Genomic DNA, 26,118 nt, shown 5'->3' with positions numbered 1-26,118 from the left:
CCGTAGGACGGCCGGAAGAGACCCGTCCAGACGACAAGAGGGAGCGATTGCGACAGCGTCGAACCGCACGGGATTCCTGATCTGAAGCGTCGGCCGGACCCGGTGACGATGTCGAGTCCGGACCCGGCCGACGGCGAAGCGTCAGTTCGCGCCGATCTTCTTGACGTCGTAGACGAACTTGCCGGTCTTGGCGAAGTTGTCAGCGCGCGCGGCGTTGCGCTCTTCCATCGCCTTGATCGAGTCGGACTGCTTGGCGACTTCCTTCGGGTCGTGCTTCGGGTCGTACTTCGAACCCTTGATTTCATTCTTGGCCGGGTAGCCGGGCTTCGGCTCCCAGCACACGCCCGGCTCCTTGCAGTTCGTGCCGTCATACGCGAGCGCCGGGGCGGCGACAGCGACGGTGGCGAGCGCAGCGGCCGCGGCGAGCCGACCGAAAGCGGCGATCTTGGACATGAGCTTTCCTCCTTGAGGTGTTGCAGTGCTTTCCAACCGAAAGGCGGTCCGCTTATGGCTGCGGACGCGCCTTTTCCCGCGCCGGCCCGCCGGCGGAGATTCTGTTACTCGCTGACCTTGCAGGTCTCCGGGGTCTTTTCCGGATCCGGCTTCGGCGCATGAGCATGGCCGTCATAGGGCTTGAAGCTCGCCTTCTGGTCGTCGTCGAGCCAGGCCGCGTCCTCGACGCCGTCCTTATAGAGATGGCGCACCCAGGACATGATCTGGAGCATCTGGTCCGGGTTCACGGCGCCGTACATCGGGCCCATCTGGCCGGACGCGCCGCCGAAGATGGTCTCGAACAGGCCCTTGTCCGTGTTGTTGTCCGGATAGGTCCAGTAGTTGTCGTTCAGGCCGGGCCCGATCTTGCCTTCCGCCACGTGGCCGTGACAGCCCGAGCACATGCTCAGGAACAGCTGTTCGCCGTTGGCGAGGCAGTTCGGCTCCTTGTTGTACGGGTTCTTGCCCGTCTGCAGGAACTCCTTGAAAGCCGGGGTGTCCTGGCCTTCTTCACCGGCGTCCGACAGGTTGAGCGGCTCGCCGGTGACGGTGTTGTGCAGCTCGATCTGCGCCATCGCTCCGGCCGCGCCGAGGGCGAGCGCGGCGGCGGCGAATCCCGCCATGAGCAGTTTGCGATTGATCATCCGAAACTCACTGAAAGGTGGACACGGGAGGTTCCGGACCCACGCCTCACGCTTCAGCCGTTGGGCTGGAGCGTCGGAATGCCTTCTTCGGCGATCGCGGCGTCGATCTCGGGTTTCGCCTTGTCGATCGCGGCGTCAAGCTCCTTTCGGAGCTCCGCATCGTCCTTGCGGACGCCGATCGCCTGGTCGAAATGCAGCGGAATCTTCATTCCGTCGGAACGTTCGAAGTCATCCTTGATCAGGGTGAGCTTCAGAGGCTTGGACGCGTTCTTCACATAGCGCGCCACGTCGGAGGCGAAGGCGATGGCCATGTCGGCGTCGCCGTTCACCACCTCGTTGACCAGCTTGTCCGCCGGCACCTGCGTGTACTTGTTGCGCTTGTCCTCGAAGTTCACCAGCGACAGGTTGTAGGACAGGTTGTTCTCATACTTGCCCGCGGCCTTGAGGATCAGCTCGGCCGGCGTGGAGAACCGCACGGCGAAATTCCTGAACTCGTCCCGGCCGGCGTCCTTCCAGTCCGACCCGATCTGCACGTCGGCCGGCGTCACGAAGGCGTAGCCGGTGCGGAAATAGGGCTTGGTGGCGAGAACCCGCTCGTCGTCGGCGTCCACGCCGAACACCACGTCGCAGGCCTTCTTGTCGAGATAGTCGCGCACCAGGTAGATCGCGGGCTTGTCGCTCCAGACGAACTCGGCCTCGCGGCCGGCGGCCTTGGCGATGATCTCGGCGATCTTGTTCTCGAACCCCTTGGCCTTGGCCTCGGAATAGGGAGCCTCGACGCTCGAGGCGCAGATGCGGAGCGGCTCCGCCGCGGCGGTCGGAAGGGCGGCTGCGAACGGGGCGGCGGCGAGAACCGCGCCTCCAAGCAGCGCCGCGCGCGCGCGGCCGTTCGAACGGAATGCCATCTGCATCGTCTCCCTGCGATCCCGGCCTGTGGTGCTTCTCCGGCGCCTGAGCGCTACGGGGCGGCCTTGAATCGTCGTTTTCAGCAGTCGTGCTTTTCTTTTCAGAAGGTCTCTCCGGCGGCGTTCGCCGCCGGAGAGATGAGCGCGTGAAGCCTGAAGGCCGATCCGCTCGGGATCAGTTGGCCTTCGGACCGGTCCATTCGCCGACGTTGACGTCGTCGTAGGGGTTCTTGCCGTTGAGCGAGAAGACCTGAACGCCGCCACCCATCTGGGTGTAGTGCTGCAGGTTCTTGAACGCGCCCACCGCGCCCAGACCCGCGGTCGGGTCGGTCAGGTCGAACACGAGGCCGACGCCCGCCCAGCCGCCGACGCCGTAGTAGATGGCGACGTACTGGTTGCCGTCATGCGTGTAGGTCATCGGATGACCGATCACGCCCGAAGGCAGACGGTACTTCCAGAGCAGGTCGCCCGTCTTGGAGTTGCGGGCCTTGATGAAGCCGTCCAGCGTTCCGTAGAACACCAGGTCGCCGGCGGTCGCGAGCGTGCCGCCCCAAACCGCGAAGCGCTCCATCTTCTCCCAGGCGTACTTGCCGGTGATGGCGTTGTAAGCCTTGATCTGGCCGAGGCCCTCGTAGCCCTGACGATCGCCCTTCGGGCCAGGGTACATCCACAGGGTCGCGCCGACGAAGAACTGACCCGCGCGGTACGGGAGCATGAAGGGCTCCCAGTCCATGCAGATGTGGTTGATGCCCATGTAGAACAGCTGCTTCTCGGGGTCGTAGCTGTCGTGGCCCTGGTTGTGGTAGCCCATGGCCGACGGGCAGATCTCGGTCGCCTTGTGGTCCATGCGGGTCGCGAACTCGGGATCGCGGACCGGGATGCCGGTCTTGAGATCGACCTGCTTCACCCAGTTCACGGTGTCGTCGAGCTTGTCGGCCGAGATGAGCGTGCCGTCCTCACGGTCGAGCGTGTAGACGATGCCGTTGCGGTCCGGATGGGTCAGCAGCTTGCGCAGCTTGCCGGTCTTGTCCTTCTGCTCGGAGAGCATCATGACGTTGACGCCGGCGTAGTCCCACTCGTCGTGCGGGGTCTTCTGGTAGCCGAACTTGGCCTCGCCGGTGTCGATGTCACGACCGAAGATGGTCATCGTCCACTTGTTGTCGCCCGGACGCATCGTCTCGTTCCACGGCGCCGGGTTGCCCGAGCCGTAGTAGAAGAGGTTGGTGTCCGGATCGTAGGCGTACCAGCCCCAGTTGGTGCCGCCGCCGATCTTCCAGGCGTCGCCTTCCCAGGTCTTGTTGGTGCCGAGGCCGAACTGGCCGTAGTGCGGGTTCTTGCTGTTGAAGTCCTTGGCGAGCTTGACTTCCTCGTCCGGACCCGTCGCGTAGGCGCGCCACTTCTGAGCGCCGGTCTTCACGTCATAGGCGGTGACGTAGCCGCGCACGCCGAGCTCGGCGCCCGAGGAGCCCACCAGGACCGAGTCCTTGATGACGTAAGGAGCGATGGTGAGGGTGGAGCCGACCTTGATGTCGGAGTTCTCCATCTTCCAGAACTCTTCGCCGGTCTCGGCGTTGACCGCCACGATGTGGCCGTCGAGCTGGGTCTTGAGGATCAGCGAAGGGGTCTTGCCGTCGCCGGGCCAGTAGGCCAGGCCGCGGTTCACGACGTCGCAGCAGGCCACGGCGCGAGCCGTCGGGGACTGCTTCGGCTTGTGCATCCAGTCGATCTTGCCCGGCTCATTGAGGTCGAGCGCGAAGGTGATGTTCGGGAACGGCGTGTGCACGAACATCTTGTCGCCGATCACGAGCGGCGTGCCCTCGTGGCCGTGCAGCACGCCCGTCGAGAACGCCCACGCCGGACGCAGCGTCTTCACGTTGTCGACGTTGATCTGCTTCGCGGTCGAGTAGTTGTTCGCGCTGTAGTTCTTGCCCGTCATCGGCCAGTTGGCTTCGCTCTTCGACAGCTCGACGAGCTTGTCGTTGGCGGCCGCCGGCAGGCCCGTCGCAGCCACGCCCAGGGCCGCGGTCGCGACGAGCGTGAACGCCGAAACGGACGTTCGAAGGTTGATCATGTGAAACCCCTTGCGTTTCCCATTCTTGTGGTGCGGCGCCGATCCTGGAGAGGACGGAGCCCCGCGGCGCGCTGCGACGCGTGACGGCCCGAAGTCGTGCGAATGAACCGTCAATTACTTGGCGCCTGACGCGCTTCTTGCGTTCTGCAGCGGGGCAACTCTTTCCCGAAGTTGGACGAACTGTCTCGGGCACCATTGGAAAAATGGTCCGGGAAGATTTTGCAATTTCATTGCCATTTTGCGGCGCCCGCGCTTTCGAAGCGCCCCAAACGCAAAAATCGGCGTTCGGCCAATTCACTAAGAGAAACGAGGACGCTAGAGCCTGTGGCCCCCGCCGACGGCTTTCGTCGGGGGTGCGTTCCGCCTCAGAGTGCATTAGACCAACGTTTAGGCGGGTTTCGCGCAAACGAAGAAGTCAAAAAGCGCCATGTCTCAACATTCGCTTATTAAATTCTCCAGCGCCACAGTTTTCGTGGTCGCGATGTTTTGTCTCACCGGTTGCGACGACCCCGCGCCGAGCGAGCCGCATCAGGACGTGGTCGCCGCTCTCACCCACGAGAAGGGCGCGCACCAGCTCCGCTGGCTGGAGATAAAGGACAAGATCGCGCCGGGCGCGTGGCTGGCGAGCCGGGAAGCCGGCCGCGAGATCGAACCCTCCGACCCGAACGCCGTCGCGATCCGCGACCTGATCGCCCAGGCCGACCAGCGCTACACCGAGGGTCCGCGCATGATCGCGAACCGTGCGGTGCAGGTGCAGGAGATGCTGTCGGAAAACGGCGTGACGGAGCAGCCGCGCTCCATCATCGCCGGGCTGGTGTCGATCGCCCCGGTCGGAGAGCGCGCCGGCTTCGGCGAGACCTGCCAGCATTACGTCACCGCGCGCATTCAGGGCATGAGTCGCGACGAAGCTCTCGCCGCTCTCGGCCGACAGCCCCTGCCCATGGCGAAGCCCGGCGACGAACAGTGACGCTCGCCGCGGCGGACGAGGGCGACGACGTCGTGTCGGGACCTGCGGCGCCGGCGTCGCGGCCGGCGCGCTCGCTGCGCCTGCGCATCCTCGCGATCGTGGCCGCGATCGACATCGCCTGCTGTCTCGCGGCCGTGGCGGTGACCGTGTTCAACGCCCGCGAGGCCACCCGCGTCGAGATCGCCTCGTCGCTCGAGATCGCCGAGCCTTTCGTGCGGGAGACCCTGCTGCGCATGCAGCGCGACGTGGGCCGCCTGCGCTCCATGGAGGACGTCAAGCTCGGTCTCACCGGCGTGCGCCATGTGCGGGTGCTGGCCTTCGACGCCGCGGGCCGCGAGGTCGGCTCTTCGGAGGTCCAGCGCCCGACGGACAGCGGCGAGATGCGGGCGCCGCGCTGGTTCGAGGCCCTGATCGCGCCCGCGCCGGAGCGGAGAGTGATCCCGGTCGCCATCAACGGCGAGAAAGCCGGCGAGGTGGTGATCCACGGCGAGGCCTCCGACGAGGTCGACGAGGTGTGGGAGGACCTGGTGTCGCTCGCCATCCTGTTCGTCACGCTGAACGTGATCGCGCTCGCGGCCTTTTCCGTGGCGCTGGGGCGCGTTCTGGCGCCGCTGCGCGAGCTGGCGGCGGGCCTGTCGGATCTGGAGCGCCGCCGTCTCGACCGCCGCCTGCCCCTGCCCCACAGCGCCGAGCTCGCCGTGCTGGCCGAGCGGTTCAACGCGCTCGCCGGGGCGCTCGCCGCGGAGCGCGCCACCAACCGCCGGCTGTCGCGGCGCATGGTGACGCTGCAGGACGACGAGCGCCGCCAGATCGCCGCGGACCTGCACGACGAGCTCGGCCCCTGCCTGTTCGGCCTGCGCGCCAACCTCGCCTCGCTGGAGCGCGACGTCACCGCCGCCCCCGCAGGCGCCCTGCCCGCCACGGCGCCGGAGCGGCTGCGCGCCGTGACGGAGATCTCGGCCCGCCTGTCCGACGCCAACCGCCGCCTGCTGCGGCGGCTGCGGCCGATCGCGCTGGGCGAAGCGCCGCTCGCGGAGGTGCTGGCGGGTCTGATCACGGACTTCGAGCGCCATCACCCGGAGCGGCGCTTCTCGCTCGAAGCCGCCGATCTCGAGGACGGCTATGGCGAGGCCGCCGACCTCACCGCCTACCGCTGCGTGCAGGAGGGCGTGACCAACGCGCTGCGCCACGGCCGCGCGCAGCGCATCGACGTCACCGTCGCGCCTGCGCGCGACGACGACGGCGGCCCCGCGCTGCTGATCCGCGTGCGGGACGACGGCGAGGGCGTCGCCTCGACCACGCCGCCCGGCCTTGGCCTCATCGGCCTGAGCGAGCGCCTGCAGGCCCTCGGCGGCCGACTTTCCCTGCGCAGCGCCCCCGGCCGCGGCGCGACGCTCGAAGCGCTCGCCCCGCTGGACCGGACGCCCGATTCCGGAGCCCGACCTGAATGACCTCCGCCCTGATCATCGACGACCATCCCATCGTGCTGGAGGGATGCCGGCGGGTGCTGCTGGACGCCGGCTTCGATCAGGTGCTGGAGGCGGGCACCGCGCTGTCGGGCTTCCAGATCTACCGCCGGGCGAAGCCCGACCTGATCATCGTCGATCTCGCCATCCGCGGCGCCGGCCTCGCCGGCCTGTCGCTGATCAAGCGCCTGCGGGTGCGGGACGCGGGAACGCCGATCCTGGTGTTCTCCATGCATGGCGACCCCGTGATCGCGAGCCGCGCGCTGAAAGCCGGCGCCACCGGCTTCCTGTCCAAGGACACCGGGCCGAAGACCTTCCTTGAGGCGATCGAGAAGGTGCGGCGCAACCAGCCCTACATCGGCCACGACATGGCGGTGCAGGTGGCGCTGCTCGGCTCCCGCCAGCGGCGCGAGCGCAGCGACCTCACCGCCCGCGAACTGCAGACGCTGGCGCTGCTGGGCGAGGGCAAGTCCTACGCCCAGATCGCGGACGGGCTCGGCGTCAGCTACAAGACTGTGGCCAACACCTGCTCCAGCCTGAAGGAGAAGCTGCGCGTCAGCACGCTGCAGGACCTGGTGCGCAAGGCGGTGCTGAGCGGCGCGGGGCTGAGCGACGGCGTTTAAGACAATCTTGCGCGCGACCGGCGATTCCGGCGGCTGTCTTTCACGTTTCTGAACCGGTTTTCACGGCACACTGGCGCGAGACTTCCGCCGGAGCCGGACCGCCATGAGCCACAGTCCCGTCGCATCCTCGCCCCGCCCGCGCGTCGACTGGGTCGACGTGGCCAAGGGCTTCTGCATTGTCATGGTGGTGATGATGCATTCGGTGCTCGGCGTCGAGAAGGCGGCCGGCGAAACCGGCTTCATGACCTATGTGGTCGCCTTCGCCCGGCCGTTCCGCATGCCGGATTTCTTTCTCATCTCCGGCCTGTTCCTGGCGCTCGTCATCGACCGCGACTGGCGGACCTATCTCGACCGCAAGGTGGTGCACTTCGCCTATTTCTACGTGCTCTGGCTGCTGATTCAGGGCGCGTTCAAGTGGCCGGGGCTGGCGCTCAGCGAAGGCCCCGGCGCGGTGGGCGAGCAGTTCCTGCTGGCGCTGATCGAGCCCTTCGGCACGCTGTGGTTCATCTACATCCTGCCGATCTTCTTCGTGTTCGCGAAGCTGGTGCGGCGGCTGCCGCCAGCGCTGGTGCTGGGCTTCGCCGCGGCGCTCGAGATCGCCCCGATCCACACCGGGTGGACCATACCGGACGAGTTCTGCGCGCGGCTCGTCTATGTGCTGCTCGGCTGGTACGGCGCGCCGTACATCTTCGCGCTGGCCGAGAAGGCCCGCGCCCATGCGGGTCTGGCGGTCGCGGGCCTGCTGGTCTGGGCTCTCGTCAACGGCGCCGCGGTGTTCGGCGGCGTGTCCGAACTGCCGGTGATCAGCCTGGCGCTCGGCCTGATCGGCGCCGCCGCGGTGGTGGCGCTCGCGGCTCTGCTGGCGGGCACGGTGGCGGGCGAACCGCTGCGCTACGCCGGCGAACGCTCGATCGCGGTCTATCTGGCGTTCTTCCTGCCCATGGCCGCCACCCGCGCCATCCTGCTCAAACTGGGACTTATTCCCGATATCGGCTGGATTTCTGTTATCGTCACGGTGGTCGCGGTGGTAACGCCGCTGGCGTTGGAGTGGCTGGTCATGCGCACGGGCCGGGGACGGTTCCTGTTCGTGCGCCCCGCCGCCTTCCACATCGACCGGCCCAAGGGCGACAGGCGTCTCCAGCCGGCGGAATGAGCGGCTGGCCCTTGGTCGATATGCCCAACCGCGACCGCTCGCCGCAGATGGGCTTTTTAACTAGAAAAAGTTCACGCCAGACCTGCCGTCAGTTGGTATGTACGCCCTATCGTAAACGTGAACGCCACGTTCGATTGAAGGGAGTACGCCATGAGGGCTTTCGCAAGCCTCGTCATCGGAGCCGCGCTGCTCGCCTCGCCGGCCTTCGCCGCCGAGGGTCCGTTCACCGAAGCGCAGCTCAAGAAGGGGCAGTCGGAGTACAACACCCACTGCCGCACCTGCCACGCCAAGGCTGGCTCCGGCGCGCTGGGTCCGGCGCTCGTCGGCGACACGTTCAAGGCCCACTTCGGCGGCCAGACGGCCGCGGACGTGCGGGGCTGGATCTTCGAGTTCATGCCGCAGACCGCGCCCAAATCGCTCAAGGACGAGCAGCTCGATCCGTTGCTGGCCTACATCCTGTCGCTGAACGGCTACACGCCGGGCGCGACCGAGCTGTCGGCCGAAACCGCCAAGTCGGTGACGATCGAAGAGGCGAAGTAAGCTCGCGCCGCCTCCGGCGGCGTCACGGGAAGGGCGGGAGCTCCAGGCCCCCGCGCAAGGCTCCGGCCCTTCCAATTCCTGCAGCCGAGGCGGGCCTCGGGTTTCCTTCCGGCCGCCGCGCCGTATAGTCCGGCCCGACGCCCTCCGGGACCAGGCCGAGACCCGCATGCCAAGCCGCCCTGTCGCCAAAGGCGACCACGTCGTCCTCGTGGACGGCTCGTCCTACATCTTCCGCGCTTTCCACGCGCTGCCCCCGCTGACGCGCCCGTCCGACGGGCTGCCGGTGGGCGCCGTGTCCGGCTTCTGCAACATGCTGTGGAAGCTGCTGCGGGACGCCGGCTGGGTCGACCCCACCCATCTCGCGGTGGTGTTCGACAAGTCCGAGACCACGTTCCGCAAGGACGTCTATCCCGCCTACAAGGCCAACCGGTCCGAGCCGCCGGAAGACCTGATCCCCCAGTTCCCGCTGATCCGCACCGCCACCCGGGCCTTCTCCATCCCGGCGCTGGAGCAGGGCGGCTTCGAGGCCGACGACCTGATCGCCACCTACGCCCGGCTGGCGGCGGAGGCCGGGGCCGAGGTCACCATCGTCGGCTCCGACAAGGACCTGTTCCAGCTCATCGGCGGCGGCGTGGTCATGCTCGATCCGGTCAAGGACAAGCGCATCGGCCCGGACGAGGTGTTCGAGAAGTTCGGCGTCGGGCCGGACAAGATGATCGACCTGCAGGCCCTCACCGGCGATTCGGTGGACAACGTGCCGGGCGTGCCGGGCATCGGCGCCAAGACCGCCGCCCAGCTGCTGGCGGAGTACGGCGATCTGGAGACGCTGCTGGCGCGGGCCGGCGAGATCAGGCAGCCCAAGCGGCGCGAGAACCTGATCGCCAGCGCCGATCTGGCGCGCCTGTCGAAAACGCTGGTGACGCTGGACCAGAACGTGCCGCTGGACACGCCGCTCGCCGATCTGGCGGTGGAGGCGCCCAATCCCGCCCGGCTGGTGGCCTTCCTCAAGGCCATGGAGTTCACCACCCTCACCCGCCGGGTGGCCGAGGCGACCGGCGTCGACGCCGCCGCCGTGACGCCGGACGCGGAGATGATGTCCGCCAAGCGCGGCTCAGCCTCCGGGGACGCCGCCGCATCCGGCCAGGCCGCCCCTGCGGACACCGGCGCGACCGGCGGCGCCCCGGCCTCGGAAGGCGCGACGCCCCGGGACCTCGCCGAAAAGCTCGTCGCCCGCGCCGCGGAAACGACGATCGACCGTTCGGCCTACGAGATCGTGCGCGACGCCGGCCGGCTCGCGGCGCTGATCGCGGAGGCGCGGGACATCGGCCGGTTCGCGCTGAGCCTGGAGACCTCGTCCATCGACCCGATGCAGGCGGAGATCGTGGGCCTGGCGCTTGGCCTCGCGCCCGGCCGCGCGGCCTATGTTCCCATCGGCCACCACGCCGGCGGCGACCTGCTGTCCGAGAGCGGCGACGCCGCGGCCGAGGCGCAGATTCCGGAGGCGGAGGCGCTGGCGCTGCTCGCCCCCGCGCTCGCGGACGATTCGGTGCTCAAGATCGGCCACAACGTGAAGCTGGCCTGCACGCTGCTGGCCGAGCGCGGCCACGGCCTCGCGCCTTATGACGACGCGCTGCTGATGTCCTATGTGCTGGACAGCGGGCTCGGCGGCCAGGGGCTCGACGAGCTGGCGCGGCGGCATCTCGGCCACGCGCTGATCACGCCCGACGAGGTGACCGGCTCCGGCCGCGCCCGGGTTCCGCTCGCCGAGGCGCCGGTGGACCGGGTGGCGCCCTACGCCGCCGAGCGGGCCGACGTGGCGCTTCGCCTCTGGAGCCTGTTCCGGCAGCGCCTCACCGCCGACCGCATGACCACCGTCTACGCCACGCTGGAGCGGCCGATGCCCTCCGTGCTGTCGCGGATGGAGCGCCGGGGCGTCGCCATCGACCGGGCCCTGCTGTCGCGCCTGTCCGGCGAACTCGCCCAGCGCATGGGCGCGCTGGAGGATGAGGTCCACACGCTCGCGGGGGAGCCGTTCAACCTCGGCAGCCCGAAGCAGCTCGGCGACATCCTGTTCGGCAAGATGGGGCTGCCCGGCGCGAAGAAGACCAAGACCGGCGCCTGGGGCACTGCCGCCAACGTGCTGGAGGAGCTGGCCGCCGCCGGCCACGACCTGCCCCGGCGCATTCTCGACTGGCGCCAGCTCTCCAAGCTGAAATCCACCTACGCCGACGCGCTGCCGACCTATCTGCACCCGCGCACCGGCCGGGTGCACACCAACTTCCAGCTCGCGGCCACCACCACGGGCCGGCTGTCCTCGACCGAGCCCAACATCCAGAACATCCCGGTGCGCACCGAGGAGGGACGCAAGATCCGCCGCGCCTTCGTGGCGGCGCCGGGAACGAAGCTGGTCTCCGCCGACTACAGCCAGATCGAGCTTCGGGTGCTGGCCCACATGGCCGACATCCCGCAGCTGACGCAGGCGTTCGAGGACGGGCTCGACATTCACGCCATGACCGCCTCGGAGATGTTCGGCGTGCCCGTGGCCGGCATGCCCTCCGAGGTGCGCCGCCGGGCCAAGGCGATCAATTTCGGCATCATCTACGGCATCTCGGCCTTTGGGCTCGCCAACCAGCTCTCCATCGGGCGCGAGGAGGCCGGGCAGTACATCAAGACCTATTTCGAGCGTTTCCCCGGCATCCGCGACTACATGGAGGCCGCCAAGGCCGCCGCCCGGGCCGACGGCTTCGTCACCACCATCTTCGGCCGACGCTGCCACTACCCCCAGATCAACGCCAGGAACCCGGCGGAGCGCGCCAATTTCGAGCGCGCCGCCATCAACGCGCCGATCCAGGGCTCCGCCGCCGACATCATCCGCCGCGCCATGATCCGCATGGAGGAGGCGCTCGCCGCCGCCAACCTCGGCGCGAAGATGCTGCTGCAGGTGCATGACGAGCTGATCTTCGAGGCGCCCGAGGCCGAGGTGGAGGCGACTCTGCCGGTGGTCACGCGGGTGATGGAGCAGGCGCCGCTGCCGGCGCTGGAGCTTCGCGTGCCGCTGAAGGTGGACGCCCGCGCCGCCGACAACTGGGAGGAGGCCCACTGAGCCGGCGCGCGCCGGAGCGCCGGCGACGCTCCCTACAGCGCGTTGCGGACGACGCTGCGGCCGCGCCCCGCGAGCTTGGCTTCATAGAGCGCGGCGTCGCTCGCCTTCAGAAGCTCCCCCGGGGTCATGCCCTCGCCGCGTCGGCGGACGATGCAGCCGCAACTGATGGCGAGACGCCCCAGCGGCGAATCCGCATGGGGAATGTTCAGCTCCGCCACGGCGCTCAGAAACCTGTCGAGCACGCCCGCGGGATCGGCCACGTCGTTCAGGGCGAAGGCGAACTCCTCGCCGCCGTAGCGGGCGACGAAATCCGACGTCCGGGCCGCCGACCGCAGCGCGCGGGCGATGGCGCGCAGCGCCGCGTCGCCTTCGGGGTGGCCATAACGGTCGTTGAACGCCTTGAAATGGTCGACGTCCGCCATCCCGACGCAGACGATCTCCCCGGCCGGCCCCTCGCCCCCGCAAAGCTTGGCCAGCACCATGTCGAGATGGCGCCGGTTCGGAAGCCCCGTGAGCGGATCCTCAAGGCTCTGGCGGGTCAGCGACATCTTCTGCCGCAGGAGCGTGCGGTTCGCGTCCCGCAGCGCCAGCTCCCCGCGCCGGGCCTCCGTGACGTCCATCACGAACCCGACGGCGCGGCGCGGCTCCCCGGCGTCCGACTGGACCAGGGCGACGGAGCGCACCCAGCGGATCTCCCCGTCCGGCCGCACGATTCGGAACGTCACCGCGTAATCGCGCCGGTCCGCCACCAGTTTGGCGGCGGCGCGCCGAACCTCGGTCGCCCGTTCCACATCTTCGGGATGGACCAGAAGCCGGAACTCTTCGACCGAACGGATCGGCGATCGGGGATCGCGTCCCATGATGCGGTGCCAGACGTCGTCGCATATCAGATCGTCGTTCAGGATGTCGTAGTCCCAGATGCCGAGCCCCCCGACGCGGACGGCGGCGGCGAGCCGCTCCTGGCTCTGGCGAAGCGCGTCATAGGCGTCGTGTTCGGCGGAGACCTCGCGTGAAACGCACAGGATCGCGGCCGGCGCGCCGTCGGCGCCGAGGATGGGCGACAGCATGTTGTCCCAATGCTGCGGCTTCTGGCCCGGCAGGCGGCTGCGCCCGGGGAACCGGCTGGACAGCCCCTCCCGAGCCGCCTTCAGGGCGCTTTCGGCGACCTCCCAGACGTCGCTCGGCAGCAGCGGCAGCCAGGGCATGCCGAAGGGCGAATCGTCGGGCAGCCCCAGGGCGCGGCGCCCCGCCCGGTTCATGTGGATCAGCTCGCCCTCCAGCGAGATCAGCTTGATGCAGTCCACGCTGACATCGAGCATGTCCGCCTGGATCGACGCCCGGCGCTCGAGGTCGATCTCCCGCAGCTTCATGGCGTGGATGTCAAAAGCGAGACAGAGCGCGGCGTCTTCGCAGGCGTCATCCGGCCTTTTCTGCAGGCTCAGAAGAAACCAGCGATGCCCGCCCGCCCTGTCCGCCAGCCGGCACGGGATTTCCGTCGCGCTCCCGGCCCCGTCGAGGGCGTGGAGATGGCTCATGGCGACGTAGCGGTCCACCGGGTGGATGAGGCGCAGCCAGGAGGCGCCGGCGTCGTCGCCATGATCGGCGAACGCGCGCCAGGCGGCGTTCATGCGCCGCACGCCGCCGGACCGGCCGATCACGCAGGCCGGGCTCTGGAGAAGATCGACGAGATCCGCGCCGCGTCTGCCGGACGGCGGCGGATCCTGCGGGCGCGCCGCGGCGGCGCCCGTCTCCGGAAAGGAGTGGTCCGCCCCATGGCGGTCGCGACGATCCTCGTCCGGATGCGGCATTCCAGATCCTTCAGGTGAGGCCATCGGACGGTCTGGACCCGCCTCCCTCACCCGTCTCCCGTCTTTATAGGCGGCAGTCTCGTCCGGTAAATTGTCACAGAACACTCCCGGCGCGACTTCGCGCGCTCCTCCCTCCCCACTGCGGAGACGCCCTGCATTTTTTGGGGCGCCGACGTCACCAGACCCGGGTGACCGTGTAGCCCGCCTTGCGGTAGAGTTCGACCAGCCCCTTCTCGCCCGGCAGGTGCAGCGCGCCGACCGCCACGAACGCGCCGCCCTTGTCGATCAGCGCCTCGGAGCGCTCCGCCATCCGCGCGTTGCGCCGGTCCACCAGCTCCTCCATGAAGGCCGCGTAGGCGGTGACGTCCATCAGCGGCCCGACCACGTCGCCGGTCATGGCGAGATACCAGCCCACCTTGCGCTCCCGGTAGAGCCGCAGCACCGTGGCGCGCAGGTCCTCGCTGGCGTTGGGGCTCGCCACCACGTCGCGGATCATGCGGCGGGCGTCGTCCTCGGGCATGCTCGCCACGATCCCGAGCTGCTCCGCCACCGTCTCCAGCCCGACGATGCCCGCGCCCTGCTCGCGCCCAAGCGCCTCGACGCGGGAGTCGATGGTGGGCTTGCCCGCCCCCATCTGCTTCACCTCGCAGGCGGGCAGTTGCAGCGCCACGCTGAGGAACCACGGCTTCAGCGTAGTGGCGAGCGAGGCCGGCAGGCCGCTCGCCGTCAGGCGCCTGCCCACCTCCTCCTTCTGGGCGTCGGTGAAGCCGGCGAGCCCGCCGCCGGAGAGGTCGAGCCCATTCCTGGTGACGAAGGCGATGGTTTCGGCCTGGGTGGCGGCGCCGTTGGCGTTCTCGATCTCCACCGCGACCGTTGTCGCGGTCCGAAGCGCCTCCCGCACCGGGGCGGCCAGCGCCACCAGATCGGCCTCGGTGGTGTGCATGGTGCCGAACAGGTAGGACGGCGCCGCGGCGGACCCGGCCTTGGGCGCCACCTTCCACAGCAGGCCCTCGCCGTTCGGCACCCCTTGCGCCCGCGCCACGAACCCCGCATAGGCCTCGCCGCCCTCCGCCGCGGCCTTGGCGAGCAGGTCCTGCCCGCCGCACGCCTCCTCGGCGAACGCGCCGAAACCGGAGAACGCCAGCAGGCCGGCGGCGAAGGTGAGGCGCAGCAATGACATGATGACGGCTCCGTCTGGGGAGCGCAGGATGCGCTCTCTCCCGCTTTCAGGACGTTAAAGGGGCTCCGTCAGCACGCCGCCGTGCGCACATGCCCCTCTTCGCCATAACCCAGCAGCAGGCGGTCGCGCGTGACCAGCGGACACGCCAGCACACGCGCGGTCGCCGCCATGATGCGATCCACCGGGTCGTTGGGCGGTCGCCCTGGAAGGAATGACGACGCGATCAGGATGTCAGGCGACAGCGGGGCGGCCTTCACCCCTGCTGTCGCCATGAACGCCGCGAACCAGTCCTCGGGGCGGCGGGACAGCACGATCCGGCCGCGCGCCGCCAGCAGCCCCACCTCCCAAGCCGTCATCGGCGACACGAACACCGGCGCGCCGCTCTTGAGCGTGGTCTCGATCAATCTTAGCGCGCTCTCGGCGATGTCGGCGCCTTCGGCCACCCAGATCACCGCGCAGGTGTCGAGCAGAACGCCTGTCTTCACGACATGCCCGCCAGCCCTGTGGGCGCGGTCAGATCGACGCCGTCGGCGAGGCGGAGCTCGCCCTTGAGGACGCCGAACAAGACGGTCCGTCCGCCCTGGACGGGACCGGACGGCGCCTTGGACGCGGGCGGCTCCGGCGTCCGGGGGTCGCGGCGGAACACCAGGCGCCGCCCTTCCATGTCGACCTGCTCGGTCCGGAAGCCCGCGGCAAGCCACGCATGCGTCATAACATTGTTTGTTGGATTGTTGCTCCACCACGCGCGATGGGCGCTCGCGCTGCGGGGGAGCGGAACGCCGATTACGCGCTCCAGCTCTTCAAACGACATGCTGACGTAAGAATTTTTCTGGCTCTTGAGGTGAGATGTCAGGGCTTGGTACTTGGACATGGCCGCCTCCGTTTGGGCTCTGACGAACAAACAAACACTGTTTCTTTTTCCTGTCAAGCTTGCTTTCTCGACCAGCGTCGGCGCTTATGCCCGTCATGTCGCTCACCCCCGAAGAACTCGAACGTTACGCCCGCCACATCGTGCTGCGGGACGTGGGCGGCCCGGGGCAGAAGAAGCTTGGGAGCGCGCGCGTCCTGCTGGTCGGCGCCGGCGGGCTGGGGAGCCCGCTCGCGCTCTACCTTGCGGCGGCCGGGGTCGGGACCATCGGGATCGTCGACGACGACGTGGTGTCGCTCTCGAACCTGCAGCGGCAGGTGCTGCACGGCACGCCGGACGTGGGGCGGCTGAAGACCGACTCCGCCCGCGACGCGCTCGCCCGCGTCAATCCCCACGTGGCGGTGGAGGCCCACGCCACGCGCCTCACCGCCCACAACGCCGCCGAGCTGATCGCGGCTTACGACATCGTGGCCGACGGCTCGGACTCCTTCGCCACCCGCTATCTGGCGGCCGACGCCTGCGCGCTCGGCGCGCGGCCGCTTGTCACCGCCTCGCTCGGAACCTTCGACGGCGCCATCACCACGCTGCGCCCTCACGAGACCGGGCCGGACGGAACGCCCAACCCCACCTGGCGCTGCCTGTTCCCCGAGCCGCCGCCGCCCGGAACCGTCGCGCCTTGCGCCGAAGCCGGCGTTCTGGGGGCGCTCGCCGGGCTGATGGGCTCGCTGATGGCGATCGAGGTGATCCGTGAGATCGTCGGCTTCGGCCAGGGCCTGGTCGGCCGCCTGCTGGTGGTGGACGCCCTCTCCCTAAGGTTCGAAACCATCTCCTACGGCTGGGACCCGGACAACCCGATCACGGGACGTTCGCCCACGCTGCGGGACCTGTCCCATCACGTCCGGCCATAGTCCTTAGCGCCGGCTCGCGTCAGGCTGCGAACCGCGCCGGCCCCAGACCTTCCGTGATCGCCTTCAGCGACGCCACGTGAACGCGGAGGCCTGCCGGCGCACCACCTTGAGCGCGCCGTCCGCCGTCCTGATCGCGAGGTAGCAGGACTCCCGCCGCGCCGAACCGAGCGTCATGCAGAAGCCGTCCTCGTCCACCCGCCAGGCGCCGCCCGTGGCGGAGCCGGCGCGGCCGCCGCTGCGCGTCACCTTGCCGTCGGCTCCGAAGACAAGGGTGGAGGTTCCGCCGCGCGGGCCCGTGGTGGTCACCGTGCGCCCGTCGAGCCAGCCGGACTTGAGCTCGTCCGGGCTCACCAGCTCCGCCGCCACGGCTCCCGAGGCCAAGGCGGAAGCCGCCCAAGCCGCAATCAGTCCAAGAACGAGAACGAAACCACGCATCTGCCGCCCCCACCAGCGTTCATGACATGTTCCTAGAACAAATCATGCACGACCGTTTGGGCGAGTCAATACGCCGCGCGGGCCACGCCCAAGGCAGGGAAGAAAGCTCGAAACGTCCGAAGGGAGAATGCGCCTAGCCCTTAAGCGCTCAGGGCCGCGCCAGAAACCGGATCGCTCGTGGCGCGGCTCCGATCCTGTCCGGCAAAGCCGGACGTCCGCGACGTTTTCACGTGCGGAGCCTTACGGCCCGAATCGTGGATGCCGCGAGCGAAGGCGCGGGCATGACGGCGCGTGGAGGCGTTTTGGCGCGCGCCGCGTCAGAGCATCGCGGGGACGACGCGGTCCGGCGGGCGGTGGCCGTCCATGAAGGTCTTGATGTTGACGATGACTTTCTCGCCCATGTCGATGCGGCCTTCGAGCGTGGCGGAGCCCAGATGCGGCAGCAGCACCACCTTGTTCTGGCGGGCGAGCTTGACCAGCTTGGGGTTGACCGCAGGCTCGTTCTCGAACACGTCGAGCGCGGCGCCGGCGAGCTCGCCGGCCTCCAGCATGCGGGCGAGCGCCATCTCGTCGATCACCTCGCCGCGGGCGGTGTTCACCACATAGGCGTCCTTCTTCAGCAGCTTGAGCCGCCGGGCGGAGAGCAGGTGGTAGGTCGCGGGCGTGTGCGGGCAGTTGACCGAAACGATGTCCATGCGGGCCAGCATCTGGTCGAGGCTTTCCCAGTAGGTCGCCTCCAGCGCGTCTTCCAGATGCGCCGCGACCCGGCGGCGGTTGTGGTAATGGATCGACAGCCCGAAGGCCTTGGCGCGCCGCGCCACCGCCTGCCCGATGCGGCCCATGCCGACGATGCCGAGGCGCTTGCCCCAGATCCGGCGGCCGAGCATCCAGGTGGGCGACCAGCCGGACCAGTCGTGGTCGTCCGGGATGACGCGGGCGCCCTCGGCGATCCGGCGCGGCGCGGCCAGGATCAGGCCCATGGTCATGTCGGCCGTGTCCTCGGTCAGCACGCCCGGCGTGTTGGTGACGGTGACGCCGCGGTCGGTCGCGGCCTGCACGTCGATGTTGTCGACGCCGTTGCCGAAGTTCGCGATCATCTTGAGGCTGGGTCCGGCCTGCTCCAGCACGGCGGCGTCGATGCGGTCGGTCACGGTCGGCACCAGCACCTCGGCCTCGCGCGCGGCCTCGATCAGCGCCTCGCGCGACATGGGCGCGTCGTCGTGGTTGAGGCGCGCGTCGAACAGCTCGCGCATCCGGGTCTCGATCATGTCCGGAAGCCGGCGCGTGACGACGACGAGCGGGCGCTTCTTCATGACCCTCGACCTTTCTTCAGACCCGGCACGGTTAATCCATCGTCAAGCCGAACGAGGGATGCTGCGTGGAACGACCCCGCCGCGCCGGCCGGGACGGCCGCCCGGCCAGGGGCTCAAGCCGTCTCTACCAGACGGCGGGCGGAACGCAAGACGACGACGGATGTCGGCCTTCCTCGGGAGCATGACCATGGCGCGATTCTCTAAAGGCCTGCGGGCCGCGGCCGCGGCGCTGGCGGCGCTTGGCGCGCTGGCGCCGGTCGCGGCCACGTCCCAGGCCGCCCGGCCGGGCGAGGCCGGCCTCATGATCGGCCCCATGTCCGGCCTGCCGGTGCCGCGCTTCGTCAGCCTGAAGTCGGCCAAGGTCTATGTGCGCCAGGGGCCGACCAAGGAGCATCCGGTCGCCTTCGTCTACCGCCGCGCGGGCGAGCCGGTGGAGATCATCGCGGAATACGACAACTGGCGCCGCATCCGCGACTCGGAGGGCGCGGAAGGCTGGGTGTGGCACAGCCTGCTGTCCGGCCGCCGCACCGCGCTGGTGACGCCCTGGGCCAAGGACCAGTCGGCGATGCCGATCCATGTGCGCGCGGGCGCCCACGAGCGTCTGTCCGCCCGGCTGGAGCCCAAGGTGCTGGTGACGGTGCGCGCCTGCGACAGCCAGTGGTGCCGCGTCGAGGGCGAGGGCTTTGAAGGCTTCATCGAGCAGAACCGGCTCTGGGGCGTCTATCCGGGCGAGCGGTTCGACTGAGGCCCGGAACGATCCGCCGACAGAAAGAAAAAGGCCGCCTCAGGGGCGGCCTTTTTCTTTCAATGACGCGAGACGTCCCGCTCAGAGTCGGTTTGGAAACTGTCTCAGCGCGCGATTTAAACTCACGTCATGCCAGAGACAAGCGCGGGCATGACGCCAAACAGGCTCTCAGGCCTTGCGGCGCAGGCGCACCACCACGTCGACGCGGGCGATCTCCATGCCGGCCGGGATGTCCGGCAGCTTGTCCACGGAGACGTGGGCGCCCGGAATGTCCATGAGCTGGTTGTCGTCCTCGACCAGGAAGTGGTGATGCTCGGTGACGTTGGTGTCGAACCAGGTCTTGGAGCCGTCCACCGCCAGTTCGCGCAGCAGGCCCACTTCCGTGAACTGGTGCAGGGTGTTGTAGACGGTGGCGAGCGACACCGGCACGCGGGCGCGCATGGCCTCCTCGTGCAGGATTTCCGCCGTCACGTGCCGGTCGCCCTTGGCGTAGAGCAGGCGGCCGAGCGCGATGCGCTGCCGGGTGGGCCGAAGGCCGGCGTCGCGCAGGAGCGCGCCGACGTCGCGGGCGACGCAGAGCGAAGGCCGCAGCCCGCAATCCGCAGTCGGAGCCTGCGTGGCGGCGGGCGCGGCGGCGTGGTGGAGCACGGTCACTTCAGGCATCGGCGGTCTCAACACACTCATGCGGCTATGGGGGCGCCCGGCGGACAAGGGAACCCCGGCGCTTGGGACTGGACGCTTTTAGTTGCAAGTCACTCGCTAAAATAGCCTGTCGCAGCGCGGGAGGCAACCTCTCCCGATGGAAGCGCTTTTCGCCCTCGCGCCATGTGTGCTAGGGAGGCCGCGCCGTGCATCCGCGCGGCGCATGACCGCATCAAGAGGACGTCGACGAACCGACATGACCGAGCGCAAGGCCAGTTACGATTACGAAGAGCTTCTGGCCTGCGGCCGCGGCGAGCTGTTCGGCGCCGGAAACGCCCAGCTTCCCGCGCCCCCCATGCTGATGTTCGACCGCATCTCGGAGATCTCCGAGACCGGCGGCGAGAACGGCAAGGGCTTCATCCGGGCGGAGCTCGACGTGCGTCCCGATCTCTGGTTCTTCCAGTGCCACTTCGTGGGCGATCCGGTGATGCCGGGCTGCCTCGGCCTCGACGCGCTGTGGCAGATGACCGGCTTCTACCTCGGCTGGCTCGGCTCGGAAGGCCGCGGCCGGGCGCTCGGCACCGGCGAGATCAAGTTCACCGGCCAGGTGCTGCCCACGGTCAAGAAGGTCGTCTACGGCGTCGACTTCAAGCGCGTGGTGCGCGGCCGGCTGGTGCTCGGCATCGCCGACGGCTGGCTTCAGGCGGACGGCGAGACCATCTATCAGGCGAAAGACCTCAAGGTCGGCCTGTTCAAGTCCTGACCCTTCGGTCGGACGTCGTTTAAGCCATACCGGGCCCCGAGGCCCCGCCGGCGCCTTGAACCGCGCCGCGGACGGCCCCGCCGAACGCCTCAAGGCCCCGCTGCTGGAGGAACTCCCATGAGGCGCGTCGTCGTCACCGGCATGGGCATCGTGTCGTCGATCGGAAACTCCACGCAGGAGGTTCTCGCCTCCCTGCGCGAGGCCCGGTCGGGCATCACCCGCGCGGAGCAGTTCGCCGCCCACGGCTTCAAGTGCCAGGTGCAGGGCGCGCCGACCATCGACCCCGCCGAGGTGGTGGACCGCCGCGCCATGCGCTTCCACGGCGGCGGCAGCGGCTGGAACCACATCGCCATGGAGCAGGCGATCCGGGACTCCGGCCTCGAGGACGGCGACGTCTCCAACGAGATGACCGGCATCATCATGGGCTCGGGCGGTCCCTCCACCAAGGTGGTGGTCGAGGCCGCGGACATCACCCGCGAGAAGGGCGGCCCGAAGCGCATCGGCCCGTTCGCGGTGCCGAAGGCCATGTCCTCCACCGCCTCGGCGACCCTCGCCACCTGGTTCAAGATCAAGGGCGTGAACTACTCGATCTCCTCCGCCTGCGCCACGTCGAGCCACTGCGTCGGCAACGCCGCGGAGATGATCCAGTGGGGCAAGCAGGACGTGATGTTCGCCGGCGGCTGCGAGGAGCTGGACTGGACGCTGTCCAACCTGTTCGACGCCATGGGCGCCATGTCGAGCAAGCACAACGACACGCCGGAGACCGCCTCCCGCGCCTATGACAAGACCCGCGACGGCTTCGTCATCGCCGGCGGCGCCGGCGTGCTGGTGCTGGAGGAGTACGAGCGCGCCAAGGCCCGCGGCGCAAAGATCTACGCCGAGCTGACCGGCTACGGCGCCACCTCCGACGGCCACGACATGGTGGCCCCGTCCGGCGAGGGCGCCATGCGCTGCATGCGTCAGGCGCTGAAGACCGCCCGCGGCCCGATCGACTACGTCAACCCGCACGCCACCTCGACCCCGGTCGGCGACGCCAAGGAGATCGAGGCGCTGCGCGCGGTGTTCGGGGACAAATGCCCGCCGATCTCGGCCACCAAGTCGCTCACCGGCCATTCGCTGGGCGCCGCCGGCGTGCAGGAGGCGATCTACTCGCTGCTGATGATGCAGAACGGCTTCATGGCCGAAAGCGCCAACATCACCGAGCTCGACCCCGACTTCGCCGACATGCCGATCCTGCGCGAGCGCAAGGACGACGTGACGCTGAACGCGGTGATGTCGAACTCCTTCGGCTTCGGCGGCACCAACGCCACGCTGGTGTTCGAGCGCGTCTGACGCCGCGCGGGCGCACTTAAAATCGGAGGGCGCGATGGTCGCCGGACTTCTTTCGGGCAAGCGCGCCCTCGTCATGGGCGTGGCCAACGACCACTCCATCGCCTGGGGCTGCGCGAAAGCCCTCGCCGAGGCCGGCGCCGAGATCGCCTTCACCTACCAGGGCGACGCTCTGGCCAAGCGCGTGCGGCCGCTGGCCGAGAGCATCGGCTCGGACATCGTTCTGCCCTGCGACGTGGAGGACCTCGCCTCCGTGGACGCGGTGTTCGCCGCGCTGAAGGAGCGCTGGGGCGGGCTCGACCTGTTCGTCCACTCCATCGGCTTCTCCAACAAGAACGAGCTGAAGGGCCGCTACGCCGACACCACCCGCGAGAACTTCGCGCGCACCCTGCTGATCTCGGCCTTTTCCTTCACGGAGAGCGCCAAGCGCGCGGCGGAGCTGATGACGGACGGCGGCGCCATGATCACGCTGACCTATGGCGGCGCCACCCGCGTCATGCCGAACTACAACGTCATGGGCGTGGCCAAGGCCGCCCTCGAGGCCTCGGTGCGCTATCTGGCGGCCGACTTCGGCCCGCAGGGCGTGCGGGTGAACGCCATCTCCGCAGGCCCGGTGCGCACGCTCGCCGGCGCCGGCATCTCCGACGCGCGGCTGATGTACGAGCACCAGCGCCGCCACGCGCCGCTGCGCCGCCCCATCACCATCGAGGACGTGGGCGGCTCCGCACTCTATCTGCTGTCGGACCTGTCGTCGGGGGTCACCGGCGAGGTGCATTTCGTGGACGCCGGCTTCAACGTCATCTCCATGCCGCGCACCGAAAGCCTCAAGGTCACGGTCGCGGCCGAAGACGCGGCGGACAAGGCCGGCGCGGGCGAGTGACCGCAGGCGAATGACGCCGGCCGGCGTCGGATGCGGAGGGCGCGGGACGTGACCGACTTCGACCCGGACTTCGTTTCCGCCCGCGCCGACGCCTACTTCAAGAAGACCGCCGCGATCGTGGCCGAGAACGGCGACGCCCGCGTCACCTACGCCGTGTTCCTGCGCTCCGACGCGGTGGCGGCGCTCGATCCGGCGGTCGCCTTTCTGGAGGCCGCCTATCCGTCCGGCGCGGACATCCCGCTCGCCGTAGAGCGGCTGGCGGCGGAAGGCGCAGTGACGCCCTCGGGCAAGCCGCTGCTGTACGTCACGGGCTCGCTCATCGCGCTCGCGCCGCTGGAGACGCTGCTGCTGCAGCGCGTCGGCTTCGCCTGCGTCTCCGCCTTCAACGCCTTCGCCATGTGCCGGGCGCTGCCCGCCAGCGCCTTCCTCGCCATGGAGGCGCGCCACACCACCGGCGACGACATGCACCTGGCCGCTTCCTATGGCGCGGCGGTGGGTTCGCGCACCGCGCGGCTGATGGGTGCCAGGGGCTTCGTCGGAACCTCCACCGACCTCGCCGCGCCGCTGTTCGGCGCGGAGCGCGGCCTCGGCACCATGCCGCACGCCCTCATCGGCTACGCCAAGGCGCTCATGCTGCGCGACGGCCGCGATCCGGCGGTGGAGAGCGCCACGCTGGAGGCGGCCAAGCTCTACGCCGCCCGCTTCCCCGAAGAGGACGGCTACACCGTGCTCGTGGACTATGACGGCCGCGAGGTCGCGGACGCGCTCGCGGTCTGCCGCTGGTTCTTCGGCCCCGGCGGGCCGGCGGCGTCGGGCAGGACGCTGGCGTTCCGGCTCGACACCCATGGCGGCCGGCATCTCGAAGGCCTCGACTGGGACGAGAGCGTGCGCACGCTGCTGAAATGGACGCACCGCGCCACGCCGGGCGAGGTGGCGAAGCTGGCGCTGGCGGGGCTCGACCTGGAGGAGCTGGACGGCCTGTCGTCCGACGAGATCCGCGACAAGATCCTGTTCGGCACCGGCGTCACCGCCGCGGCCGTCATCTTCTTCCGCAAGGCGCTGGACGACGCCGGATTCAAGGCCGCGCGCATCGTCGCGTCTTCGGGATTCGACACGCTGAAATGCCGCGTGTTCGGCAATCTCTCAGCCCCCGTGGACGTGGTGGGCACCGGCTCGTTCCTGCCCTCGAAGCTGTCCCGCGCCTACGCCACCGCCGACATCGTGCGCTACGAGCTGCCCGAGGGCGACGGCTGGCGGGCGTTCGATCTGGTGAAGGTCGGCCGGGAGTACCTGAAGCTCGGCTGAACCGGTTCCACCGCCGCTTTTCGTTCTTTTGCGGCGCGAAAGACTCGCTTTTCGGCGCGCGCGCGTTAGCTCCACCGCCAGACACCCCATCGAAGAGAGCCGCGCCCGCCGTCCGGACGGGCGGCGACGACGCGCGGCCCGACGACAAAGGACGACGACCGGACCATGTGCGGAATCTGCGGCGAAGCGACTTTTCTCGGCCAGCCGGCCTCGGTTGAGGCGGTGGCGGCCATGGCCGGATGCATGGTTCCCCGCGGCCCCGACGCGGAGGGCATCGTCGCCCGCGGCCGGGTGATCCTCGGCCACCGCCGGCTGAAGATCATCGACCTGAGCGAGAAGTCCGAGCAGCCGATGGTGGACCCGGAGCTGGGCCTGACCGTCGTGTTCAACGGCTGCATCTACAACCACAAGGAGCTGCGCGCGGAGCTCCAGGCCAAGGGCCACCGCTTCTTCTCCGACGGCGACACCGAGGTCATCGTCAAGGGCTGGAAGGAGTGGGGAACGGCGCTGCCGAAGAAACTGTTCGGCATGTTCGCCATCGCCATCCACGAGCGCGACAGCGGCCGGGTGATCCTGATCCGCGACCGGCTCGGCATCAAGCCGCTCTATGTGTCGGAAGGCGCCGGCCGGCTGCGCTTCGCCTCCTCCCTGCCCTCGCTGCTGGCGGCGGGCGGGGTGGACACGTCGATCGACCCGGTGGCCTTCAACGCCTACATGACGTTCCACTCCGTCGTGCCGGCGCCGCGCACCATTCTTTCCGGCGTGCGCAAGCTGCCGCCCGCGACGCTGCGCATCTACGAGCCCGACGGCCGCACCAAGGAGGAGGTCTACTGGACCGTCTCCTACGAGCGCTCCGCCGCGGACGTCGCCCGGTCCTTCGGCGAGTGGCGCGAGGCGCTGCATGACAGCCTGCGCACCGCCGTCGCCCGCCGCATGATCGCGGACGTGCCCGTGGGCGTGCTGCTGTCCGGCGGCGTGGATTCCTCCGTCGTGGTCGCCCTGCTGGCGGAGCTCGGCCACACCTCCGTCGAGACCTTCTCCATCGGCTTCGAGGCCCGCGGCGGCGAGGAGGGCGACGAGTTCAAATACTCCGACATCGTGGCCGAGCGCTTCGGCACGACGCACCACAAGATCCGCATCGAGGAAAGCCGCCTGCTCGACGCCCTGCCGGGCGCCATCGACGCCATGTCCGAGCCGATGGTCAGCCACGACTGCGTGGCGTTCTACCTGCTGTCGGAGGAGGTGCGGAAGCACGTCACCGTGGTGCAGTCCGGCCAGGGCGCGGACGAGATCTTCGCCGGCTACCATTGGTATCCGCCGCTCGCCGCCTCCAACGACCCGGCGGGCGACTACGCCCGCGCCTTCTTCGACCGCGACCACGAGCGCTACCTCGCCCATGTCTCGCCCGACTACGCCGGCGCCGACAGCGCCCGCGCCTTCGTGGAGGAGCATTTCGCCACGCCGGGCGCCGACGACGCGGTGGACAAGGCGCTCCGGCTCGATTCCACCGTCATGCTGGTGGACGACCCCGTGAAGCGGGTCGACAACATGACCATGGCGCATTCGCTGGAAGCCCGCGTGCCGTTCCTCGACCATGAGCTGGTGGAGCTGGCCGCCCGCATGCCGGCGGAGCACAAGCTCGCCGACGGCGGCAAGGGCGTGCTGAAGGCGCTCGCCCGCGAGATCGTGCCGCCGGAGATCGTGGACCGGCCCAAGGGATATTTCCCGGTGCCGGGCCTGAAGTATCTCGAAGGCCGCACCCTCGACATGGTGCGCGGCGCGCTCGACAGCGAGAAGGCGCGCGGGCGCGGCCTGTTCCGGCGCGAGTATCTCGACACGCTGTTCGAGAACCCCACCGCCCACATCACGCCGCTTCGGGGCTCGGAGCTGTGGCAGTGCGCCCTGCTGGAGCTGTGGCTGCAGCGGCACGGCGTCTGAGGCTTACGTCCGGACGCGATCTGACGAGTTAAGGGGAGGC

24 protein-coding genes are annotated in these 26,118 nt (G+C 69.2%); 13 read left to right on the top strand and 11 right to left on the bottom strand.

All coding sequences use genetic code 11. The annotated features are described in order from the left end of the window. Positions 1–141 precede the first annotated feature (141 nt). The 4 genes from PKE85_RS00475 to PKE85_RS00460 all read right to left on the bottom strand — a co-directional run bounded on the left by PKE85_RS00475 (position 142) and on the right by PKE85_RS00460 (position 4,112). Entirely contained in the window at positions 142–453 is a 312-nt protein-coding gene (locus tag PKE85_RS00475) for a methanol dehydrogenase (RefSeq protein WP_271202824.1), read from the bottom strand. Positions 454–557: 104 nt separating this feature from the next. Continuing rightward, a complete protein-coding gene (gene moxG, locus PKE85_RS00470; RefSeq protein ID WP_271202823.1) occupies positions 558–1,136 on the bottom strand; it encodes a cytochrome c(L), periplasmic in 579 nt (192 codons plus the stop codon). A 53-nt stretch (positions 1,137–1,189) separates the two neighbouring features. Then, the gene (gene moxJ, locus PKE85_RS00465; protein WP_271202822.1) at positions 1,190–2,041 is read right to left on the bottom strand and encodes a methanol oxidation system protein MoxJ; all 852 of its coding nucleotides are present in this window, start codon (positions 2,039–2,041) and stop codon (positions 1,190–1,192) included. A gap of 175 nt (positions 2,042–2,216) precedes the next feature. Next, positions 2,217–4,112 (bottom strand): methanol/ethanol family PQQ-dependent dehydrogenase, encoded by a 1,896-nt coding sequence (locus tag PKE85_RS00460; protein WP_271202821.1) that lies wholly within the window; start codon positions 4,110–4,112, stop codon positions 2,217–2,219. A gap of 481 nt (positions 4,113–4,593) precedes the next feature. Between PKE85_RS00460 and PKE85_RS00455 the strand changes: the two genes are divergently transcribed. The 6 genes from PKE85_RS00455 to polA all read left to right on the top strand — a co-directional run bounded on the left by PKE85_RS00455 (position 4,594) and on the right by polA (position 11,964). After that, positions 4,594–5,079 (top strand): hypothetical protein, encoded by a 486-nt coding sequence (locus tag PKE85_RS00455; protein WP_271202820.1) that lies wholly within the window; start codon positions 4,594–4,596, stop codon positions 5,077–5,079. After that, positions 5,076–6,530, top strand: a complete 1,455-nt coding sequence (locus PKE85_RS00450) for an ATP-binding protein (RefSeq protein ID WP_271202819.1) — start codon at positions 5,076–5,078, stop codon at positions 6,528–6,530. Before PKE85_RS00455 ends, PKE85_RS00450 begins: the two co-directional genes overlap by 4 nt. Continuing rightward, positions 6,527–7,168 (top strand): response regulator transcription factor, encoded by a 642-nt coding sequence (locus tag PKE85_RS00445; RefSeq protein ID WP_271202818.1) that lies wholly within the window; start codon positions 6,527–6,529, stop codon positions 7,166–7,168. The genes PKE85_RS00450 and PKE85_RS00445 overlap by 4 nt, the downstream gene beginning before the upstream one ends. 103 nt (positions 7,169–7,271) lie before the next feature. After that, on the top strand, positions 7,272–8,321 hold the full coding sequence (locus PKE85_RS00440) for an acyltransferase family protein (RefSeq protein ID WP_271202817.1): 1,050 nt from the start codon (positions 7,272–7,274) through the stop codon (positions 8,319–8,321). Between the two features lie 150 nt (positions 8,322–8,471). After that, the gene (locus PKE85_RS00435) at positions 8,472–8,861 is read left to right on the top strand and encodes a c-type cytochrome (protein WP_271202816.1); all 390 of its coding nucleotides are present in this window, start codon (positions 8,472–8,474) and stop codon (positions 8,859–8,861) included. 166 nt (positions 8,862–9,027) lie between these two features. Then, on the top strand, positions 9,028–11,964 hold the full coding sequence (gene polA, locus PKE85_RS00430; protein WP_271202815.1) for a DNA polymerase I: 2,937 nt from the start codon (positions 9,028–9,030) through the stop codon (positions 11,962–11,964). Positions 11,965–11,996: 32 nt separating this feature from the next. Here the strand turns inward: polA and PKE85_RS00425 are convergent, their stop codons facing one another. From PKE85_RS00425 to PKE85_RS00410, 4 genes are all read right to left on the bottom strand, one after another. Continuing rightward, positions 11,997–13,772, bottom strand: coding sequence for a sensor domain-containing diguanylate cyclase (locus tag PKE85_RS00425; RefSeq protein WP_271202814.1), 1,776 nt, complete (start codon positions 13,770–13,772; stop codon positions 11,997–11,999). 175 nt (positions 13,773–13,947) lie between these two features. Next, entirely contained in the window at positions 13,948–14,952 is a 1,005-nt protein-coding gene (locus PKE85_RS00420) for a TraB/GumN family protein (protein ID WP_271202813.1), read from the bottom strand. A 68-nt stretch (positions 14,953–15,020) separates the two neighbouring features. Beyond that, positions 15,021–15,437: a type II toxin-antitoxin system VapC family toxin gene (locus PKE85_RS00415; RefSeq protein ID WP_271202812.1), complete on the bottom strand. Its 417-nt coding sequence runs from the start codon at positions 15,435–15,437 to the stop codon at positions 15,021–15,023. Next, complete coding sequence (locus PKE85_RS00410) at positions 15,434–15,823, bottom strand: DUF7662 domain-containing protein (protein WP_271202811.1); 390 nt, start codon at positions 15,821–15,823, stop codon at positions 15,434–15,436. Before PKE85_RS00410 ends, PKE85_RS00415 begins: the two co-directional genes overlap by 4 nt. 95 nt (positions 15,824–15,918) lie before the next feature. On the opposite strand from PKE85_RS00410, the gene PKE85_RS00405 reads away from it, so the two are divergent. Further along, complete coding sequence (locus PKE85_RS00405; RefSeq protein WP_271202810.1) at positions 15,919–16,728, top strand: HesA/MoeB/ThiF family protein; 810 nt, start codon at positions 15,919–15,921, stop codon at positions 16,726–16,728. A 63-nt stretch (positions 16,729–16,791) separates the two neighbouring features. Here PKE85_RS00405 and PKE85_RS00400 read toward each other — a convergent pair whose 3' ends face one another. Both PKE85_RS00400 and PKE85_RS00395 read right to left on the bottom strand, forming a co-directional pair. Beyond that, positions 16,792–17,109, bottom strand: a complete 318-nt coding sequence (locus PKE85_RS00400; RefSeq protein WP_271202809.1) for a hypothetical protein — start codon at positions 17,107–17,109, stop codon at positions 16,792–16,794. Between the two features lie 371 nt (positions 17,110–17,480). Next, on the bottom strand, positions 17,481–18,476 hold the full coding sequence (locus PKE85_RS00395; RefSeq protein WP_271202808.1) for a 2-hydroxyacid dehydrogenase: 996 nt from the start codon (positions 18,474–18,476) through the stop codon (positions 17,481–17,483). A 181-nt stretch (positions 18,477–18,657) separates the two neighbouring features. Between PKE85_RS00395 and PKE85_RS00390 the strand changes: the two genes are divergently transcribed. Further along, entirely contained in the window at positions 18,658–19,221 is a 564-nt protein-coding gene (locus tag PKE85_RS00390; RefSeq protein ID WP_428981298.1) for an SH3 domain-containing protein, read from the top strand. Between the two features lie 168 nt (positions 19,222–19,389). Here PKE85_RS00390 and irrA read toward each other — a convergent pair whose 3' ends face one another. After that, positions 19,390–19,884 carry an iron response transcriptional regulator IrrA gene (irrA, locus tag PKE85_RS00385; RefSeq protein WP_271202806.1) on the bottom strand — a complete coding sequence of 165 codons (495 nt, stop codon included), beginning with the start codon at positions 19,882–19,884 and terminating at the stop codon, positions 19,390–19,392. Positions 19,885–20,119: 235 nt separating this feature from the next. Between irrA and fabA the strand changes: the two genes are divergently transcribed. From fabA to PKE85_RS00360, 5 genes are all read left to right on the top strand, one after another. Beyond that, positions 20,120–20,626, top strand: coding sequence for a 3-hydroxyacyl-[acyl-carrier-protein] dehydratase FabA (gene fabA, locus PKE85_RS00380; RefSeq protein ID WP_271202805.1), 507 nt, complete (start codon positions 20,120–20,122; stop codon positions 20,624–20,626). Positions 20,627–20,743: 117 nt separating this feature from the next. Further along, positions 20,744–21,958 carry a beta-ketoacyl-ACP synthase I gene (gene fabB / locus PKE85_RS00375; protein WP_271202804.1) on the top strand — a complete coding sequence of 405 codons (1,215 nt, stop codon included), beginning with the start codon at positions 20,744–20,746 and terminating at the stop codon, positions 21,956–21,958. Positions 21,959–21,992: 34 nt separating this feature from the next. Beyond that, positions 21,993–22,835 (top strand): enoyl-ACP reductase FabI, encoded by an 843-nt coding sequence (fabI, locus tag PKE85_RS00370; protein WP_271202803.1) that lies wholly within the window; start codon positions 21,993–21,995, stop codon positions 22,833–22,835. A gap of 48 nt (positions 22,836–22,883) precedes the next feature. Further along, positions 22,884–24,140 (top strand): beta/alpha barrel domain-containing protein, encoded by a 1,257-nt coding sequence (locus PKE85_RS00365; RefSeq protein WP_271202802.1) that lies wholly within the window; start codon positions 22,884–22,886, stop codon positions 24,138–24,140. 165 nt (positions 24,141–24,305) lie between these two features. Further along, on the top strand, positions 24,306–26,078 hold the full coding sequence (locus PKE85_RS00360) for an N-acetylglutaminylglutamine amidotransferase (protein WP_271202801.1): 1,773 nt from the start codon (positions 24,306–24,308) through the stop codon (positions 26,076–26,078). The last annotated feature ends 40 nt before the right edge of the window (positions 26,079–26,118 follow it).

Origin of the sequence: Methylopila jiangsuensis, assembly GCF_027922305.1 — a bacterium.
GTDB classification, from domain to species: Bacteria; Pseudomonadota; Alphaproteobacteria; order Rhizobiales; family Methylopilaceae; genus Methylopila; species Methylopila jiangsuensis.
Note: the sequence above shows the minus strand (reverse complement) of the source record. Positions and strands in the feature narration are given on the sequence as shown.